This window comes from Streptomyces sp. CB00455 (assembly GCF_001905445.1).
Classification (GTDB): domain Bacteria; phylum Actinomycetota; class Actinomycetes; order Streptomycetales; family Streptomycetaceae; genus Streptomyces.
Genome location: NZ_LIVQ01000001.1, coordinates 1,163,217 through 1,179,992, shown reverse-complemented (window position 1 = coordinate 1,179,992; position 16,776 = coordinate 1,163,217). Strand labels below are relative to the sequence as shown.

15 protein-coding genes are annotated in these 16,776 nt (G+C 74.1%); 13 read left to right on the top strand and 2 right to left on the bottom strand.

Annotation, left to right across the window (positions count from 1 at the left end):
* Nucleotides 1-61: 61 nt before the first annotated feature.
* Entirely contained in the window at nucleotides 62-1,867 is a 1,806-nt protein-coding gene (gene ggt / locus AMK16_RS05390; protein WP_073909185.1) for a gamma-glutamyltransferase, read from the top strand.
* Between the two features lie 140 nt (nucleotides 1,868-2,007).
* On the opposite strand, the gene map is transcribed toward ggt, so the two are convergent.
* Nucleotides 2,008-2,775 (bottom strand): type I methionyl aminopeptidase, encoded by a 768-nt coding sequence (gene map / locus AMK16_RS05385; protein ID WP_073909182.1) that lies wholly within the window; start codon nucleotides 2,773-2,775, stop codon nucleotides 2,008-2,010.
* Between the two features lie 64 nt (nucleotides 2,776-2,839).
* Here map and AMK16_RS05380 point away from each other — a divergent pair, with 64 nt between their 5' ends.
* The 10 genes from AMK16_RS05380 to AMK16_RS05335 all read left to right on the top strand — a co-directional run bounded on the left by AMK16_RS05380 (nucleotide 2,840) and on the right by AMK16_RS05335 (nucleotide 13,763).
* Nucleotides 2,840-3,091 (top strand): helix-turn-helix domain-containing protein, encoded by a 252-nt coding sequence (locus AMK16_RS05380; RefSeq protein ID WP_073909180.1) that lies wholly within the window; start codon nucleotides 2,840-2,842, stop codon nucleotides 3,089-3,091.
* A gap of 312 nt (nucleotides 3,092-3,403) precedes the next feature.
* Nucleotides 3,404-3,784, top strand: coding sequence for a PPOX class F420-dependent oxidoreductase (locus AMK16_RS05375; RefSeq protein ID WP_073909177.1), 381 nt, complete (start codon nucleotides 3,404-3,406; stop codon nucleotides 3,782-3,784).
* A gap of 99 nt (nucleotides 3,785-3,883) precedes the next feature.
* On the top strand, nucleotides 3,884-5,647 hold the full coding sequence (locus AMK16_RS05370) for a hypothetical protein (protein ID WP_143196796.1): 1,764 nt from the start codon (nucleotides 3,884-3,886) through the stop codon (nucleotides 5,645-5,647).
* Nucleotides 5,648-5,813: 166 nt separating this feature from the next.
* A complete protein-coding gene (locus tag AMK16_RS05365) occupies nucleotides 5,814-6,656 on the top strand; it encodes a nitrilase-related carbon-nitrogen hydrolase (RefSeq protein ID WP_073909172.1) in 843 nt (280 codons plus the stop codon).
* Nucleotides 6,653-7,957, top strand: a complete 1,305-nt coding sequence (locus tag AMK16_RS05360) for an aspartate aminotransferase family protein (protein WP_242438595.1) — start codon at nucleotides 6,653-6,655, stop codon at nucleotides 7,955-7,957. Before AMK16_RS05365 ends, AMK16_RS05360 begins: the two co-directional genes overlap by 4 nt.
* 10 nt (nucleotides 7,958-7,967) lie before the next feature.
* The gene (hydA, locus tag AMK16_RS05355) at nucleotides 7,968-9,368 is read left to right on the top strand and encodes a dihydropyrimidinase (RefSeq protein WP_073909171.1); all 1,401 of its coding nucleotides are present in this window, start codon (nucleotides 7,968-7,970) and stop codon (nucleotides 9,366-9,368) included.
* A gap of 38 nt (nucleotides 9,369-9,406) precedes the next feature.
* Nucleotides 9,407-10,408, top strand: a complete 1,002-nt coding sequence (locus AMK16_RS05350; RefSeq protein ID WP_073909168.1) for a TIGR03842 family LLM class F420-dependent oxidoreductase — start codon at nucleotides 9,407-9,409, stop codon at nucleotides 10,406-10,408.
* 402 nt (nucleotides 10,409-10,810) lie between these two features.
* The gene (locus AMK16_RS05345) at nucleotides 10,811-11,635 is read left to right on the top strand and encodes an inositol monophosphatase family protein (protein ID WP_073909166.1); all 825 of its coding nucleotides are present in this window, start codon (nucleotides 10,811-10,813) and stop codon (nucleotides 11,633-11,635) included.
* 191 nt (nucleotides 11,636-11,826) lie between these two features.
* Entirely contained in the window at nucleotides 11,827-13,245 is a 1,419-nt protein-coding gene (locus AMK16_RS05340; RefSeq protein WP_073909163.1) for a phytoene desaturase family protein, read from the top strand.
* Nucleotides 13,245-13,763 (top strand): O-acetyl-ADP-ribose deacetylase, encoded by a 519-nt coding sequence (locus AMK16_RS05335; RefSeq protein WP_073909161.1) that lies wholly within the window; start codon nucleotides 13,245-13,247, stop codon nucleotides 13,761-13,763. The genes AMK16_RS05340 and AMK16_RS05335 overlap by 1 nt, the downstream gene beginning before the upstream one ends.
* Before the next feature lie 84 nt (nucleotides 13,764-13,847).
* Here the strand turns inward: AMK16_RS05335 and AMK16_RS05330 are convergent, their stop codons facing one another.
* Entirely contained in the window at nucleotides 13,848-14,330 is a 483-nt protein-coding gene (locus AMK16_RS05330; RefSeq protein ID WP_073909158.1) for an Lrp/AsnC family transcriptional regulator, read from the bottom strand.
* Between the two features lie 128 nt (nucleotides 14,331-14,458).
* Between AMK16_RS05330 and AMK16_RS05325 the strand changes: the two genes are divergently transcribed.
* Entirely contained in the window at nucleotides 14,459-15,517 is a 1,059-nt protein-coding gene (locus AMK16_RS05325) for a DMT family transporter (RefSeq protein WP_079191319.1), read from the top strand.
* Entirely contained in the window at nucleotides 15,510-16,730 is a 1,221-nt protein-coding gene (locus AMK16_RS05320) for an amino acid aminotransferase (protein WP_073909156.1), read from the top strand. Before AMK16_RS05325 ends, AMK16_RS05320 begins: the two co-directional genes overlap by 8 nt.
* Nucleotides 16,731-16,776 lie beyond the last annotated feature (46 nt).

The following is a 16,776-nucleotide window of genomic DNA, read 5'->3' as shown; positions in this document are numbered from 1 at the left end:
CGTCCTGACGGGACGGCGGAACGCCGGTTAGGCTCGGCGGACGCTGCCACTGGAGGTCCGGATGCACCGTCCCGTCGCCCGCGCTCTACCGCTGCTCGCCCTCGCCGGCGCGCTCGTCTCGACCGGAGCCGCCGCGCCGCCCTCCGCGGCCGGGACGGCCGCCCCGGCCAAGGTGCCGGTCGCCGCCGGTTACGGCGGGGCCGTCGCCAGTGTCGACGCGGACGCCTCGGCGGCGGGCATCGACGTCCTGCGCTCGGGCGGCAACGCCGTGGACGCGGCCGTCGCCACGGCCGCCGCGCTCGGCGTCACCGAGCCCTACTCGGCCGGCATCGGCGGGGGCGGCTACTTCGTCTACTACGACGCCCGCAGCCACCGCGTGCACACCATCGACGGCCGCGAGACCGCCCCCGCCACGGCCACCGCCTCCCTGTTCCAGGAGAACGGCGTGCCCATCCCCTTCGCCGAGGGGCAGACCAGCGGACGCGGGGTCGGCGTGCCCGGCACGCCCGCCACCTGGAAGAGCGCCCTGGACTCCTGGGGCAGCCGCCCGCTGGGGCAACTGCTGCGGCCCGCCGAGAAACTGGCCCGCGACGGCTTCACCGTGGACGCCACCTTCCGCGCCCAGACCGAGCTCAACCAGGACCGCTTCAAGGACTTCCCGGACACCGCCGAGCTCTTCCTGCCGGGCGGCGCTCTCCCCGTGGTCGGCTCCACCTTCAAGAACCCGGACCTGGCCGCCACGTACGCCGAACTCGCCCGCAAGGGCACCGGCGCCCTCTACCGGGGCCCCCTCGCCGAGGACATCGTCAAGGCCGTCCGCAAGCCGCCCGTCGACCCGGCGGCCACCCGCAACGTCCGCCCCGGCGACCTGACCACCGGCGACCTGCGGGCGTACGCCACCAAACGGCCGGCCCCCACCCAGGTGGGCTACCGCGGGCTGGACGTCTACGGCATGGCCCCCTCCTCCTCCGGCGGGACCACCGTCGGCGAGGCACTGAACATCCTGGAGCGCACCGACCTCTCGAAGCTGTCCGAGGCGCAGTACCTGCACCGCTTCATCGAGGCATCCCGGATCTCCTTCGCCGACCGGGGCCGCTGGGTCGGCGACCCGGCCGCCGAGGACGTGCCGACGCGCGAGCTGCTCTCCCAGCGGTTCGCCGACTCCCGCGCCTGCCTGATCAAGCCCGACCAGGCACTGACCAGCCCGCTCGCCCCCGGCGACCCGCGCCACCCGGCGCCCTGCGCCACCACCGGCCGGCCCGCGCCGACCACCTACGAGGGGGAGAACACCACCCATCTGACGGTCGCCGACCGCTGGGGCAACGTGGTCTCCTACACCCTCACCATCGAGTCCACCGGCGGCAGCGCCATCACCGTGCCGGGCCGGGGCTTCCTGCTGAACAACGAGCTGACCGACTTCTCCTTCGCCCCGGCCGCCCCCGGTGTCCCGGACCCGAACCTGCCCGGCCCCGGCAAGCGGCCGCGGTCGTCCATGTCACCGACCATCGTGCTGGAGGACGGGCGGCCGGTGCTCGCGGTGGGCTCCCCGGGCGGCGCCACCATCATCACGACCGTCCTGCAGGTCCTGACCGGTCATCTGGACCGGGGGCTGCCGCTGGTCGACGCGATCGCCGCGCCGCGCGCCAGCCAGCGCAACCAGACGACCACCGAGCTCGAACCGCCGCTCTGGAACAGCCCGCTGCGCCAGGAACTGGAGGCGCTCGGCCATGGCTTCCGGCAGAACCCGGAGATCGGCGCCGCCACCGGTGTGCAGCGGCTGCCGGACGGGCGCTGGCTGGCGGCGGCCGAGCCGAGCCGCCGGGGCGGCGGCTCGGCGATGGTCGTCCACCCGTACGGAAAGCCGTGACCGGGACGCGGTACGGGTCCTCGGGGTGCCGGGTGATCAGGGCGCGGTGAGGGCCCGTACCAGACGTACCCGGCGGCCGGCCCTCGCGCCGTCGGCGTCGTTCAGGGCGCGGTGAGGGGCCCTGGGGCCCTCGGCGCTGCTCAGAGCGCGGTGAGGATCCTCGGGCCGTCCGCGGTGATCGCGACCGTGTGCTCGGCGTGCGCGGCGCGGCTGCCGTCGACGGTCCGCAGGGTCCAGCCGTCCGCATCGCAGTAGTAGTCGTCGGTGCCGCCGGCGATCACCATCGGCTCGATCGCGAGGACCATCCCGGTGCGCAGCACCGTGCCGCGCCCCGGCGGGCCCTCGTTGGGAACGCCCGGCTCCTCGTGCATGCGGCGGCCGATGCCGTGGCCGCCGAAGCCCTCCGGGATGCCGTAGCCGGCGGCGCGGCAGACCGTGCCGACCGCGTGGGCGATGTCGCCGATCCTGTTGCCGGGCACGGCGGCGGCGATGCCGGCGGCCAGTGCCTCCTCGGCCGTGGCGATGAGGCGCAGGTCCGCGGGGCGGGCCCGGCCGACGGTGAAGCTGACCGCCGCGTCCCCGGCCCAGCCGTCGAGGAGCGCCCCGCAGTCGACACTGACCAGGTCGCCGTCGCGCAGCCGGTGGTCCCCGGGGATGCCGTGCACGATGGCGTCGTTGACCGAGGCGCAGATCACTGCGGGGAAGGGCACCGGAGCGAATGCGGGCCGGTAGCCCAGGAACGGCGAGGCCGCGCCCGCCTCGCGCAGGACCCCGCGGGCCACCCGGTCCAGGTCCAGCAGGGAGACCCCCACACGCGCCCTCTCCCGCGCGGCCGCGAGGGCCTGGGCCACCACGCGGCCGGCGGCGCGCATCTGTTCGATCGATCGGTCCGTCTTCAGTTCCATCATGCCAATAACTATACCGGTATAACTGTAACGGGATAGTTATTGCCGTGCGGGGTAGGATGGGGACATGGTCCGCACCCCCCTGACACCCGAAGAGCGCGAGCGCGGCGAGCGCCTGGGCGCCCTGCTGCGCGAGGCGCGCGGCCCGCGCAGCATGGTCGAGATCGCGGCGGGGGCCGGCCTCTCGGCCGAGACCCTGCGCAAGATCGAGACCGGCCGGGCCCCCACCCCCGCCTTCTTCACCGTGGCGGCCCTCGCCGGGGTCCTCGGGCTCTCCCTGGACGAGGTGATGCGGCGGTGCGCGCTGGTGCCCGCCTGAGGTCCGTCCGTCCGGGCGGCCCCGGCGGCTGAACGGCCCGGCCGGCGGTGGGGGCGCGAAGGTGCGGGCGGGCGTGGAGCGTGCCCGCCTCGCATGCGTCCCGGCGTGCCGGTCCGGCTTTCCCGGCGCCCTCCTTGCGGGGGAGTGCGGTTCGCGGTCTGCGCCGCCCCCGACGGCGGGGCCCCGGCGGGGGAGCCGGGAGACCCCTTGCCGCCATCGGTCCTCGCCGGCCGCCACCCCGGCGCCGGGTAGCCGGGTGGGTGACCACGGCCGGCCGTATCCCACGCACGCACGCCCCCGTAGGGTCTGCCCATGGATCTCGAAGAGCTGGGCAGGGCGAGGTACGTCAGTCTCACCACCTTCCGCAAGGACGGCACACCCGTGGCGACGCCGGTGTGGGCGGTGGCCGACGGCGGGGAGCTGTGCGTGTGGACGCGCACGGAGACGTGGAAGGTCAAGCGGATCCGCAACAACGGCCGGGTGACCGTCACGGCGTGCGATGTGCGCGGGCGCGTCGCGCCGGGGGCGCCCGTCCTGGAGGGCGAGGCCAGGCTGCTCGACGAGGCGGGGCTGCGGCGGGTGCGCAGGCTCATGTCGCGCAAGTACACCTGGCAGTTCTGGCTCGTCGACGTGCCCGCCACGCTGGCGCGGCGGGGGAAGCGGCCGCACACCGCGATCGCCGTCAAGCTTTGAGGCGCCCGTAGCCCGCCCGTAACACGGGTGGGATCCAATGCGCCCATGGAGACCGCGACTTCGCTGGTGATCAGTCAACTCGCCGATTACTTGCGTGGGTTGACGCAGAGACTGGATCCCGGGGCCGGTTGGTACGGGGAGTTCCTGCGGCGGGACCCGGCAGGGGTCCGGGCCTGTCTCGACGGGGCCGCGATACCGCCGTGGGACGTGCTGGAGTCGCTCCTGCGGGACCTGGCGGTGACGCGCGGCGAGCAGGTGGCGGCGCGCGAGACGGTATACGCCGGGCGGTTGCGGGCCGCGGCCGTCGCCGCGTGGGACCGGATGCCGGGCGGGTGGGAGGAACTGCGCTTACAGCGCGCTCAGTCGGCCGCGCAGCGGGACGCGGCGACGGCGGCGTTGCGGAGCCTGACCGCCCGGCTCGCCGCCGCCGCCGGGCCGGCGGAGGCGGACGCGCTGGCGCGCGAGCTCTCCTGGACCCAGGACGACGCGGCCCGCGCGGCGGCCCGCCACGAGGACTTCACGTCCCGCCTCACGGCCCTCCGCCCGCCCGCGGCATCCCCCGGCGCCCACGACCCCTCACCGCCCCGGAACCCGCGGCCCGACGCCCCGACCGGCGGCCAGGGCGCACCCACAGGCCGGTGGTCGTGTGGGGGGCGACGTGCCGGGGGTGCGCGGTACGCCGGGTCGGCGGCTCCCGAGGCCCCGGCCTTCACGCCGCCGCCGGGCCACCCGGACGGTGACAGTCCGCACGACGCGGAGGGTCTCGCGGGACCGGCCCCCCGAGGAGCGCGCTCCGGCCGCCCGGAGGCCGCTCCCTCGCTCCGTCGCGCCGGGCTCGACCGCTCCGAGGACACTGCCCCTGGTACAGCGTTGCCCCACCTGCCCGGGCCCGGACCCTCGGCGGGCCCCGGCGTGCCGGGTCCCCGCCCGGGGGGCGGCCCGACCGCCTTCGTCCACGGCGCGGGTCCGGCCGGTCCGCCGGGGTCGGGGGCGTGGGTCGGAGCCGATTACGCGCAGGCGTCCCCGGGTGAGTCGTCCCGCGCGGTCCGCGGCCCGGCCGCCTTCACTCTCAGCGCGGGTCCGGCCGGTCCACCGGAGTCGGGGTCGGGATGGTGGGAGTCGGGGTCGTGGGATGGAACCGGTTACCCGCAGGCATCCCCGGGTGAGTCGTCCCGCGCCGGGGGCGGCGCGGGCGTCGCCGCTCACGGTGCGGGCGGGGCGCCGGAGTCGGGGGTCTGGGAGGGGACCGGGTACCCCGAGTCGCCCCAGGGGGCGCCGTTCGGCCCCGAGATGCCGCACGGCACGTCGTCCCCGCACGGCACGTCGTCCCCGCCCGGGAGCCGGGCCACACCGGTCGTGGTCGGTGAGCTGATCGTGTTGCGTGCGCAGGGCCGTGGTGGCGAGGCGCACGCGTTGTTGTGCGAAGCGGCTTCCTGGCCCGCGGACCGGCTGCCCGGCCTCGCCGACCAGCTGGGCCGCGCCGGGCTGTCGGCCGACTGGGCCACCCTGCTGTGGGAGGCCGCCTCGCTGCCGCCGGAGCGCCTCGCCGCGGCCGCGGCCGCCCTCGGCGACGCCGGCCGGGAAGCCGACTGCGACCGCCTGCTGCGCCAGGGCGCGGCCCGCCCCACCGCCGAGATCGCCGACGCCGCCCTCGCGCTCGGCGGCGCGGGCCGGTCCCGCGAGGCCGACGCCCTGCTCGGTGCCTTCGTCCGGGTCCGCACCGCGGACGAGGCCGCCGACCTCGCCCGCCGGGCCCCGCAGTGGTTCGCCCCGCGCCTGCTGCGGGCCGCCGCGGCACTGTCCGGCACCCACCACCGGGACCTGGCCCGCGCCCTCCGCGTGGCCGGCATCCCCACGTCGTAAACCGTCCGCCTCCTGACCGCAATCGATCACCCGGCGACGTAAGGTGATCGACTACTCCAACCGCGCACGGCGGTCTTGCCCCACGCTGTGACGCGGCCTACGTTCTACTCCCTACGCACACCGTCTACGTGCGTAGAACCGGCGTTCCCGTCGCGAGGAGCAGCTCATGGCCCAAGTCGTCCGTGCCGCTCTCGTCCAGGCCACCTGGACCGGAGACACCGAATCCATGATCGCCAAGCACGAGGAGCACGCCCGCCGGGCCGCTGCCCAGGGCGCGAAGGTCATCGGGTTCCAGGAGGTCTTCAACGCCCCCTACTTCTGCCAGGTGCAGGAGCCCGAGCACTACCGCTGGGCCGAGGCCGTGCCGGACGGCCCGACCGTCCGCCGCATGCAGGACCTCGCCCGCGAGACCGGCATGGTGATCGTCGTCCCGGTCTTCGAGCTGGAGTCCGAGGGCTTCTACTACAACACCGCCGCCGTCATCGACGCGGACGGCAGCTACCTCGGCAAGTACCGCAAGCACCACATCCCCCAGGTCAAGGGATTCTGGGAGAAGTACTACTTCCGCCCGGGCAACCTGGGCTGGCCCGTCTTCGACACCGCCGTCGGCCGGATCGGCGTCTACATCTGCTACGACCGCCACTTCCCCGAGGGCTGGCGCCAACTGGGCCTGGCCGGAGCCCAGCTCGTCTACAACCCCTCGGCCACCCACCGCGGCCTCTCCGCCTACCTCTGGCAGCTGGAACAGCCCGCCGCGGCCGTCGCCAACGAGTACTTCATCGCCGCGATCAACCGCATCGGCCAGGAGGAGTACGGCGACAACGACTTCTACGGATCCAGCTACTTCGTGGACCCGCGCGGCCAGTTCGTCGGGGAGGCCGCCAGCGACAAGGAGGAGGAACTCCTCGTCCGCGACCTCGACTTCGACCTGATCAAGGAGGTCCGCGACCAGTGGGCCTTCTACCGCGACCGCCGCCCCGACGCCTACGGAGGGCTCGTACAGCCGTGACCAACCCGATCCCCCTGCACAGCCGCCACAAGTCCGTCCTGCCCGACTGGCTCGCGCTCTACTACGACCGCCCCATCGAGCTCACCCACGGCGAAGGCCGCCACGTCTGGGACGCCGACGGCAACCGCTACCTCGACTTCTTCGGCGGCATCCTCACCACGATGACCGCCCACGCCCTGCCCGAGGTCACCAAGGCCGTCTCCGAACAGGCCGGGCGGATCATCCACTCCTCCACCCTCTACCTCAACCGGCCGATGGTGGAGCTGGCCGAGCGCGTCGCCGCCCTCTCCGGCATCCCCGACGCCCGGGTCTTCTTCACCACGTCCGGCACCGAGGCCAACGACACCGCCCTGCTGCTCGCCACCACCTACCGCCGCTCCAACCAGATCCTGGCGATGCGCAACAGCTACCACGGCCGCTCCTTCTCCACCGTCTCGATCACCGGCAACCGCGGCTGGTCCCCGACCAGCCTCTCCCCGCTCCAGACGCACTACGTCCACGGCGCCGTCCGCACCCGCGGCCCCTTCGCGCACCTGGGCGACGGCGAGTTCACCGCCGCGGCCGTAGCGGACCTCGAAGACGTCCTGGGCCAGACCCGCGGGGGAGTGGCCGCGCTCATCGCCGAGCCGATCCAGGGCGTCGGCGGCTTCACCTCCCCGCCCGACGGGCTGTACGGGGCCTTCCGGGAGGTCCTCGACCGCCACGGCATCCTGTGGATCAGCGACGAGGTGCAGACCGGCTGGGGCCGTACCGGCGAGCACTTCTGGGGCTGGCAGGCGCACGCCCAGAACGGCCCGCCGGACATCCTCACCTTCGCCAAGGGCATCGGCAACGGCATGTCCATCGGCGGGGTCGTCGCCCGCGCAGAGCTGATGAACTGCATCGACTCCAACTCCATCTCCACCTTCGGCGGCTCCCCGGTCACCATGGCCGCCGGCGCCGCCAACCTCGCCTACCTGCTGGAGCACGACCTCCAGGGCAACGCCCGCCGCGTCGGCGGCCTGCTCCTGGAACGGCTGCGCGCGATCGCCGCCACCGTGCCCGCCGTACGCGAGGTGCGCGGCCGGGGCCTGATGGCCGGCCTGGAGCTGACGAAGCCCGGCACCGACCAGGCCGACCCCGAGGGGGCCGCCGCCGTCCTGGAAGCCGCCCGCGCGGGCGGACTGCTGGTCGGCAAGGGCGGCGGCTACAACACCAGCGTGCTGCGCATCGCGCCGCCGCTCTCCCTCACCGTCGCCGAGGCGGAAGAAGGCGCCGAGATCCTCGAACAGGCACTCCACCAAGTGCACGGTGTCCAGTAGGGGGCCTGTCATGAGCATCCGCACACTGATCCGCGGCGGCCTGGTCGTCACCGCCGCCGACGAACTGCACGCCGACGTCCTGATCGAGGACGGCCGGGTGGCGGCCCTGGCCGCGCACGGCTCCGCCGTCGCCGAGTCCTGGACCGCCGACCGCACGATCGACGCCGGCGGTAAGTACGTCATCCCCGGCGGGGTCGACGCGCACACCCACATGGAGCTCCCCTTCGGCGGCACCGCGGCCTCGGACACCTTCGAGACCGGGACCAGGGCCGCCGCCTGGGGCGGCACCACCACCATCGTCGACTTCGCGGTGCAGAGCGTGGGCCGCTCCCTGCGCGAGGGGCTCGACACCTGGTACGCCAAGGCCGACGGCAACTGCGCGGTCGACTACGCCTTCCACATGATCCTCTCCGACGTCAACGAAGGCACCCTGAAGGAGATGGACCGCCTCGTCGGCGAGGGCGTCACCTCCTTCAAGCTCTTCATGGCCTACCCCGGCGTCTTCTACAGCGACGACGGGCAGATCCTGCGCGCCATGCAGCGCGGTGCCTCCAACGGCGGGCTGATCATGATGCACGCCGAGAACGGCATCGCGATCGACGTCCTCGTCGAACAGGCCCTGGCCCGCGGCGAAACCGACCCCCGCCACCACGGGGAGGTCCGCAGGGTGCTCCTGGAGGCCGAGGCCACCCACCGCGCCATCCAGCTCGCCCGGGTCGCGGGCGCCCCCCTGTACGTCGTCCACGTGTCGGCCGAGGAGGCGGTCGCGGAGCTGGCCGCCGCCCGCGACAAGGGCCTGCCCGTCTTCGGCGAGACCTGCCCGCAGTACCTGTTCCTGTCCACCGACCAGCTGGCCCAGCCCGACTTCCAGGGCGCCAAGTACGTCTGCTCCACGCCGCTGCGGCCGAAGGAGCACCAGGCGGCGCTGTGGCGGGGCCTGCGGACCAACGACCTCCAGGTGGTCTCCACCGACCACTGCCCGTTCTGCTTCCGCGGTCAAAAGGAGCTCGGCCGCGGCGACTTCTCCAAGATCCCCAACGGGCTGCCGGGGGTGGAGAACCGCATGGACCTCCTCCACCAGGCCGTCGTGGAGGGGCACATCAGCCGCCGCCGCTGGATCGAGATCGCCTGCGCGAGCCCGGCCCGGATGTTCGGCCTCTACCCCCAGAAGGGCACCATCGCACCCGGCTCCGACGCCGACATCGTCCTCTACGATCCGCACGCCGAGCAGGTCATCTCCGCCGAGACGCACCACATGAACGTGGACTACTCGGCGTACGAGGGCAAGCGGATCACCGGACGCGTCGACACCGTGCTCTCCCGCGGGGAACTGGTCATCGACCGGCGCGAGTACACCGGCCGGGCCGGCCACGGGGCCTTCATCCCGCGCTCCACCTGCCAGTACCTGTAAAGGGCCCACCAGCAAGCAGCAAGGAGCAAGGAGCCGCCATGGACTTCGGCCTCGTCCTGCAGACCGACCCGCCCGCCTCCCAGGTCGTCAGCCTCATGAAGCGCGCCGAGCGCAACGGCTTCCGCTACGGCTGGACCTTCGACTCGGCGGTCCTGTGGCAGGAACCGTTCGTCATCTACAGCCAGATCCTCGCCAACACACAAAAGCTGCACGTCGGCCCGATGGTCACCAACCCGGGCACCCGCACCTGGGAGGTGACCGCCTCCACCTTCGCCACCCTCAACGACATGTACGGCAACCGCACGGTGTGCGGGATCGGCCGCGGTGACTCGGCGATGCGGGTCGCCGGACGCGCCCCCAACACCCTGGCCCGGCTCGGCCAGGCCATCGAAGTGATCCGGGACCTCGCCGAGGGCCGTGAGGCGGAGGTGGACGGCAAGCCGCTGCGGATCCCGTGGATCAAGAACGGGAAGCTGCCTGTCTGGATGGCCGCCTACGGCCCGAAGGCCCTGGCCCTGGCCGGGCAGAAGGCGGACGGGTTCATCCTCCAGCTCGCCGACCTCTACCTCACCGAGTGGATGGTCAAGTCCGTCCGGGAGGCGGCCGCGGCGGCCGGCCGCGACCCGGACGCGATCACCGTCTGCGTGGCGGCCCCGGCGTACGTGGGCGAGGACCTCGCGCACGCCCGCGACCAGTGCCGGTGGTTCGGCGGCATGGTGGGCAACCACGTCGCCGACCTCGTCTCCCGCTACGGCGAGCACTCCTCGATGGTCCCCGAGGAGCTGACCGAGTACGTCAAGTCCCGCCAGGGCTACGACTACAGCCACCACGGCCGCGCCGGGAACCCGTCCGCGGACTTCGTCCCTGACGAGATCGTCGACCGCTTCTGCCTGCTGGGGCCCCCGCAGGCCCACATCGAGAAGCTGCGGGCCCTGCGCGACCTCGGCGTCGACCAGTTCGCCGTCTACGACATGCACGACGCGCGGGAGGCGACCATCGACGCGTACGGATCGGAGATCATCCCCGCCCTCACCGGATGACCTCCGCGCACCGTCCGCGCCGTCAGCTTGCGGGCGTCGACATCCACGGTGTTCACCACCAGGCGCCGGCGGACAAGGGGCCCGCTCGTCGTATGGCCGGGAGTCCGATGGGGGACATGCACGCCCCGCCGTCGTTCTCCCAGGCGTCTTCGCGGGTACGGAGAGCGGGCGTTCGGCCGATGACGGCTTCGGCCGCGATCAGCGCACGGGCGGTGAGGACGCTGCCCCGCGCACCGCATCGACCTGCGCCGGTCTCCCGGACGGGATCGTCGACCGCTTCCGCCTGCTCGGCCCGCCGCAGGCCCCCAGCGCCCCGCCGTTCACCGGGAGGTCACGCGCGGGCCGGCCGGCCGTACCGGATCGTCGGTGGGGTTTGTCAGCCGGGCGTGCTTTGCTGGGGGCATGATCGATGAGTTCCTGAACCATGGCCTGTCCGATGTGGAAGAGGCCGTCCGCAAGGCGGCGGCGATCGAGATCATGCCGAGATTCCGGCAGCTCGCCGACCATGAAGTCGACCAGAAGAGCGGACCGCACGACCTGGTGACCGTCGCCGACCGCCGGGCCGAGGAACACCTCACGGCCTCCCTGACGCGGCTCCTGCCCGGCTCGGCCGTGGTCGGCGAGGAGGCCGTGCACGGCGACCCCACCGTGTACGGGGCGCTGCGCGCCGACGCCCCGGTGTGGATCGTGGACCCGGTCGACGGCACCCGGCAGTTCGTCTCCGGCGACCCGGCCTTCTGCACCCTGGTGGCGCTCGCCCACCGCGGTGAGATCCTCGCCTCCTGGACCTTCGCCCCGGCCCTGGAGGAGCTGGCGACCGCCGTGCGCGGCCAGGGCGCGTATGTGGACGGCGAGCGGATCCGCAGCGGCTCCCCCGAGCCCGGCGCGGAGCTGCGGATCGCCATGGCCCACCCGCTGTACACCTCCGAGGAGGACAAGCGGACCCTGGGCCGGCTGGACGTGCCCGGGGTCGCCGCCAGGCCGTGCGGCTCGGCGGGCCTGGAGTACCTGAAGGTGGCCCGCGGCGAGATGGACGGCCTCGCCTTCACCTGGCCCTCGGCCTGGGACCACGCGGCGGGACTGCTGCTGGTCGCCGAGGCCGGCGGGGCGCAGAGCACCGTCGACGGGATCCCCTTCCGGGTGGACCGGGACAACGCGCTGCCGTTCGCCGTCGGGCGGGACGAGGCCACGGCGATACGGATCCGGGAACTGCTGCGGGGGGCGTAGGCCCTGCTCGTCGTAGTCCCGGCCGACCCGTGGCGGTGCCATATCGGGGCGGTGCCGTATCGACGCCACGACCCGGGGCCGGCCCGCCCTCACGGGCCCCGGCCCGCCGCGCCGACCCCCGCCCGGTCGGGGAGCGCGGGCGGGCGCAATATCCTGGACAGCGCAGGCGCCGCCGGACGAAGGAGTCGCAAGTGCCGTCGCTTCTCGATGCGGTCGTGGTGGGAGCGGGCCCCAACGGGCTGACGGCCGCCGTCGAACTGGCCAGGCGGGGCTTCTCGGTGGCCGTGTTCGAAGCCGCCGGCACGGTCGGCGGCGGGGCCCGGACCGAGGAGCTGACCCTTCCCGGCTTCCGCCACGACCCCTGCTCGGCGGTGCACCCGCTCGGTGCGGGCTCCCCGGTCTTCGCCACGATGCCGCTGGCGCGCTACGGGCTGGAGTGGCTGCACGCCCCGCTGCCCATGGCCCACCCCTTCGACGACGGCACGGCCGCCGTCCTCTCCCGCTCGGTCGCGGAGACGGCGGCCTCCTTCGGGCCCGGCGACGCGGGGGCCTACCGGCGGCTCGTCGAACCCTTCCTCGGCAAGTGGGACACCCTGGCCCGGGACTTCATGTCCCTGCCGAACACCGCCCTGCCCCGCGACCCCGTCACCCTCGCCCGTTTCGGGCTCACCGGGCTGCCGCCCTCCACCTGGCTGATGCGCCGTTTCCGCGACGAGCGGGCACGCGCCCTGTTCGCGGGGCTCGTCGCGCACGTCATCGCCCCGCTCGGCGGGATCGGCACGGGCGCCGTGGGCCTCGTCTTCGCCCTGGCCGCCCACGCGGGCGGCTGGCCCGTGCCCCGCGGCGGCTCGCAGTCCATCTCCGACGCCCTCGCCGGGTACCTGCACGACCTCGGCGGCGCCGTCCACACCGGCTTCGAGGTCAAGCGCCTCGACGACCTCCCGCCCGCCCGGACCTACGTCTTCGACACCTCGCCGACGGCGCTGGCCCGCATCGCCCGGCTGGGGCACGCCTACGACGGCTACCGGTACGGCGCCTCCGTATTCAAGATCGACTATGCGCTGGACGGCCCGGTCCCCTGGACCGCCGAGGAGCCGCGCCGCGCCGGCACCGTCCAGATCGGCCCGCGCACCCGTGACATCGACGCGGCCCTGCAGCTCGCCTCGACCGGCCGGGCCCCCCGCACCCCCTTCCTCATCACCGCGCAGCCCAGCCTCGTCGACCCCGGCCGCGCACCCGAGGGCAAGCACGTCTTCTGGGCGTACGGGCACGTCCCCAAGGGCTGGCACGGAGACCTCACGGACGCCGTCGAACGCCAACTGGAGCGCTTCGCACCGGGCTTCCGCGACCTGGTCCTGGCCCGCGCCACGGCCGGCCCGCCCGAGCTCGCCGCCCGCAACCCCAACTACGTCGGAGGGGACATCGCCTGCGGCGCGGCCTCCGGACTCCAGCTCCTGCTGCGCCCCAAGATCTCCCTCTCCCCGTACACGACGGCCCACCCGGCGGTCTTCCTCTGCTCCTCCGCGACGCCGCCCGGCCCCGGGGTGCACGGGATGTCCGGCCACAACGCCGCCAAGGCCGTCTGGCGCCACCTGCGAAAGGACTCCTGATGGCCGCCATCTCCCTGGTGCTCGGCGACATCACCGCCGAGAAGGCCGACGCGATCGTCAACGCCGCGAACTCCTCGCTGCTCGGCGGCGGGGGAGTGGACGGCGCCGTCCACCGGCGCGGTGGCCCGGAGATCCTCGCGGCCTGCCGCGCCCTGCGCGCCTCGCACTACGGCAAGGGCCTGCCCACCGGCCGGGCCGTCGCCACCACCGCCGGCCGGCTCCCCGCCGCGCACGTCATCCACACGGTCGGCCCGGTCTGGTCGCGCGACGAGGACCGGTCGCAGCTGCTGGCCTCCTGCTACCGCGAGTCCCTGCGCGTCGCCGACGAGCTGGGGGCCCGTACGGTCGCCTTCCCGGCCATCTCCACCGGCGTGTACGGCTGGCCCCTGGACGACGGTGCGCGGATCGCGGTGGAGACCGTACGGGCGACCCGGACCGAGGTGGAGGAGGTGCGGTTCGTGCTCTTCGGCGAAGCCGCCCACGAAGCCTTCGCGGCGGCGCTCGAAGCCGCCGGTTAGCCGCCGGTTAGCCGCCGGTTAGCCGACGGGCAGCCGTCGGTGGGCCGCCGCGGACGCCGCGGGCTTCGCTGTGCGGCCCGCGCGTCAGCGGGGGCGCGCGGAGGCGCCCGGCGAGGGGCGCGGGTAGGTCCGCGACTGCTTGACGCTGCCGTACGCGAAGCTCGACTCGATCGAGGCGATCCCCGGGATGGCGTGGATCCGGTGGCGCACCAGGGCCTCGTACGCCTCCAGGTCCTCGATGACGACGCGCAGCAGGTAGTCGCTGCTGCCCGCCATCAGGTAGCAGTCCTGGATGTGCTCGATGACCGCCACGTGCTCCTCGAACACCCCGACCGCCTCGGCCGTGTGGCGTTCCAGCCGGATCCGCACGAAGACGGTGACCGGCAGCCCGAAGGCGACCTGGTCGACCATGGCGGTGTAGCCGCGGATCAGGCCGGCCTCCTCCAGCCGCCGGACCCGGCGCAGGCAGGGCGAAGGGGAGAGGCGGACCCGGTCGGCGAGGTCCTGGTTGCTCAGGCGTCCGTCGGCCTGCAACTCCCTGATGATCTGCAGATCGACTGCGTCCATGGCCGCTCCTTGGCAGATCCTGCCCCAAACGTATGTCCGAGAGGCAGAACTGGCAATCGCCTGCCCCGCTCCAGGCCCTAGCGTTGCCCGCGACGGACCAGACCGGTCCGCCCTCAGAGGCTGGAGCCATGTCCGTGGTCGCGACGAACACCATCGGGGCGGCCGCGCCCGCCGACACGGCGGCCCGGCCGGCCGGGCACCCCGGCCGGCGCGGGCCCTTCCCGTACCGGTTCCTCCCCCCGTACCGGATCCTCCCGGACCGGATCTCCTCCTACCGGCTCTCCCCGCAGGCCCGTGGAACAGCCGCCCTGCTGGTCACCGTGTCGATCTGGGCCGCCTTCGCGCTCAGCGCCCGCGCCCTGAGCGCCTCCACCCTGCTGCCGGCCGACGCGGCCCTGCTGCGCTTCGGCGTGCCGCTCGTCGTCCTGCTCCCCGCGCTGTGGCGCCGCCGGCGCCGCATCGCCGCGGTGCGGCCGGGCCCCGCCCTCAAGATCGTCTGCGGTGCGGGGGTCCCGTTCTTCCTGGCCGCGATGCACGGCGGCGCCCTCACCTCGGCGGCCTTCGTCGGATCGATCGTCCCCGGGATGGTCCCCCTGTTCGTCTCCGCGCTCATGGCGGCCCGCGGCCACGGCGCGCCCCGGGGCACGCAGGCCGCCGGCCTGGCGCTGATCGCCCTCGGCGTGGCCGCACTCGTCTGGCGCTACGTCGTCCCGGTCGACGCGGACGTGCTGGAGGGGGCCGGCACGCTCCTGGTCGCCAGCGGACTGTGGGCCCTCTACACGGTCGGGCTGCGGGACGTCGACCTCGACCCCGTCGGCTCGATCGGGCTGCTGTGCCTGCCCTCCTTCGCCGTGATCGGGATCCTCGTCCTGACCGGGGCGCTCCCGACGGGCCTCGCGCACGCGGCCGCCGGCGACATCGTCCTGTTCCTCGTCGTGCAGGGACTCGGCGTCGGCCTGTGCGCCGGCCTCCTGTACGCCTTCGCCATCCGCAGGCTGGGCGCCGAGCGCAGTTCCGTCGTCGGGAGCCTCAGCCCGGTGGCCGTCGTCCTGCTCGCCGTCCCCCTGCTCGACGAGTCGCCCACCCTCGCCGTGCTCGTCGGCGTACCCCTCATCACCGCCGGGGTCGTCCTCGCCAACCGCCGCCCCGGCACCCGCCCCGTACCCGAGGTTCCCGCAGATGCTTGAGCTCCTCCCCACGCCGCCCACCGACCCGCTGTGGGAGCTGACCGCCGAATTCGCCGCGGACGAGCGGCCCGAGCGCCTCGACCTCGTCCTCGGGGTCTACCGCGACCCCGACGGCCGCACGCCCGTCATGGCCGCGGTGCGCGAGGCCGAGATCCGCCTGGCGCAACGTTCCGACTCCAAGGAGTACCGGGGGCTGTCCGGCAACGCGGCCTTCAACCGGGCGCTGGCGGCCCTGGTGCTGGGGCCGGGCGTACCCGCCGACCGGGCCGCCGCCGTCCAGACCGTCGCGGGCTCCGGCGCGCTGCGGCTGCTGGCCGACCTGATCTGCCGCACCCGCCCCGGGACGACGGTGTGGATCAGCGACCCGGCCTACGTGAACCACCGGCCCATCCTGGAAGCCGCCGGGCTGCGGGTGCGCACCTACGGCTGGTGCGACGCCGAGGGCGGCTTCGACGCGGACGGCGTGCTGCGTGACCTGGGCGCCGCCGGGCGGGACGACGTCGTCCTGCTCCAGGGGTGCTGCCACAACCCGACCGGCGCCGATCCGGCGCCGCGGGACTGGGAGGCGCTGGCCGAGCTGTCCGCCCGCAACGGCTGGGTCCCCTTCGTCGACCTCGCCTACCACGGGCTCGGCGACGGCCTGGAGGCCGACCTGTGGCCGACGCGCCTGCTGGCGGCGCGCGTGCCGGAGCTGCTCATCGCCGTCAGCTGCTCGAAGAACTTCGGCCTCTACGCCGACCGCACCGGCTGCGCCATCGTTCTCGGGGCCTCCGGCCGGGCGGTGCGGCACGCCGAGACGGCCCTGCAGAACGCCGCGCGGACGCTGTACTCCATGCCCCCCGAACACGGCGCCGCCGTCGTGACGGCGATCCTCGCGGACGACGGCCTGCGGGCCGCCTGGCAGGCGGAACTGGAGGCGATGCGCGGCCGGATCACCCACAACCGGGCGGAGCTGGCCTCCCACTTGAGCGCGCTGGGCTGCGAAGCCCAGGCGCGGGCGCTCGCGCGGCAGAAGGGGATGTTCTCGATGCTGCCGCTCACACGGCCGCAGATGCTGCTGCTGCGCCGGCTGTACGCCGTCTACGGGACGACCTCGGGCCGGATCAACATCGCGGGCATCGCGGCCCACCGCATCCCGCAACTCGCCCGGGGCATCGCCGGCGTCCTCGGTTCGGACCACGCGGGGCGGCCCCTGGAAGGGCTCGTGCACTAGCCGGTGCATCGGGAGGCACCGGAGGCACCGGGGCTGTCGGAGGCAC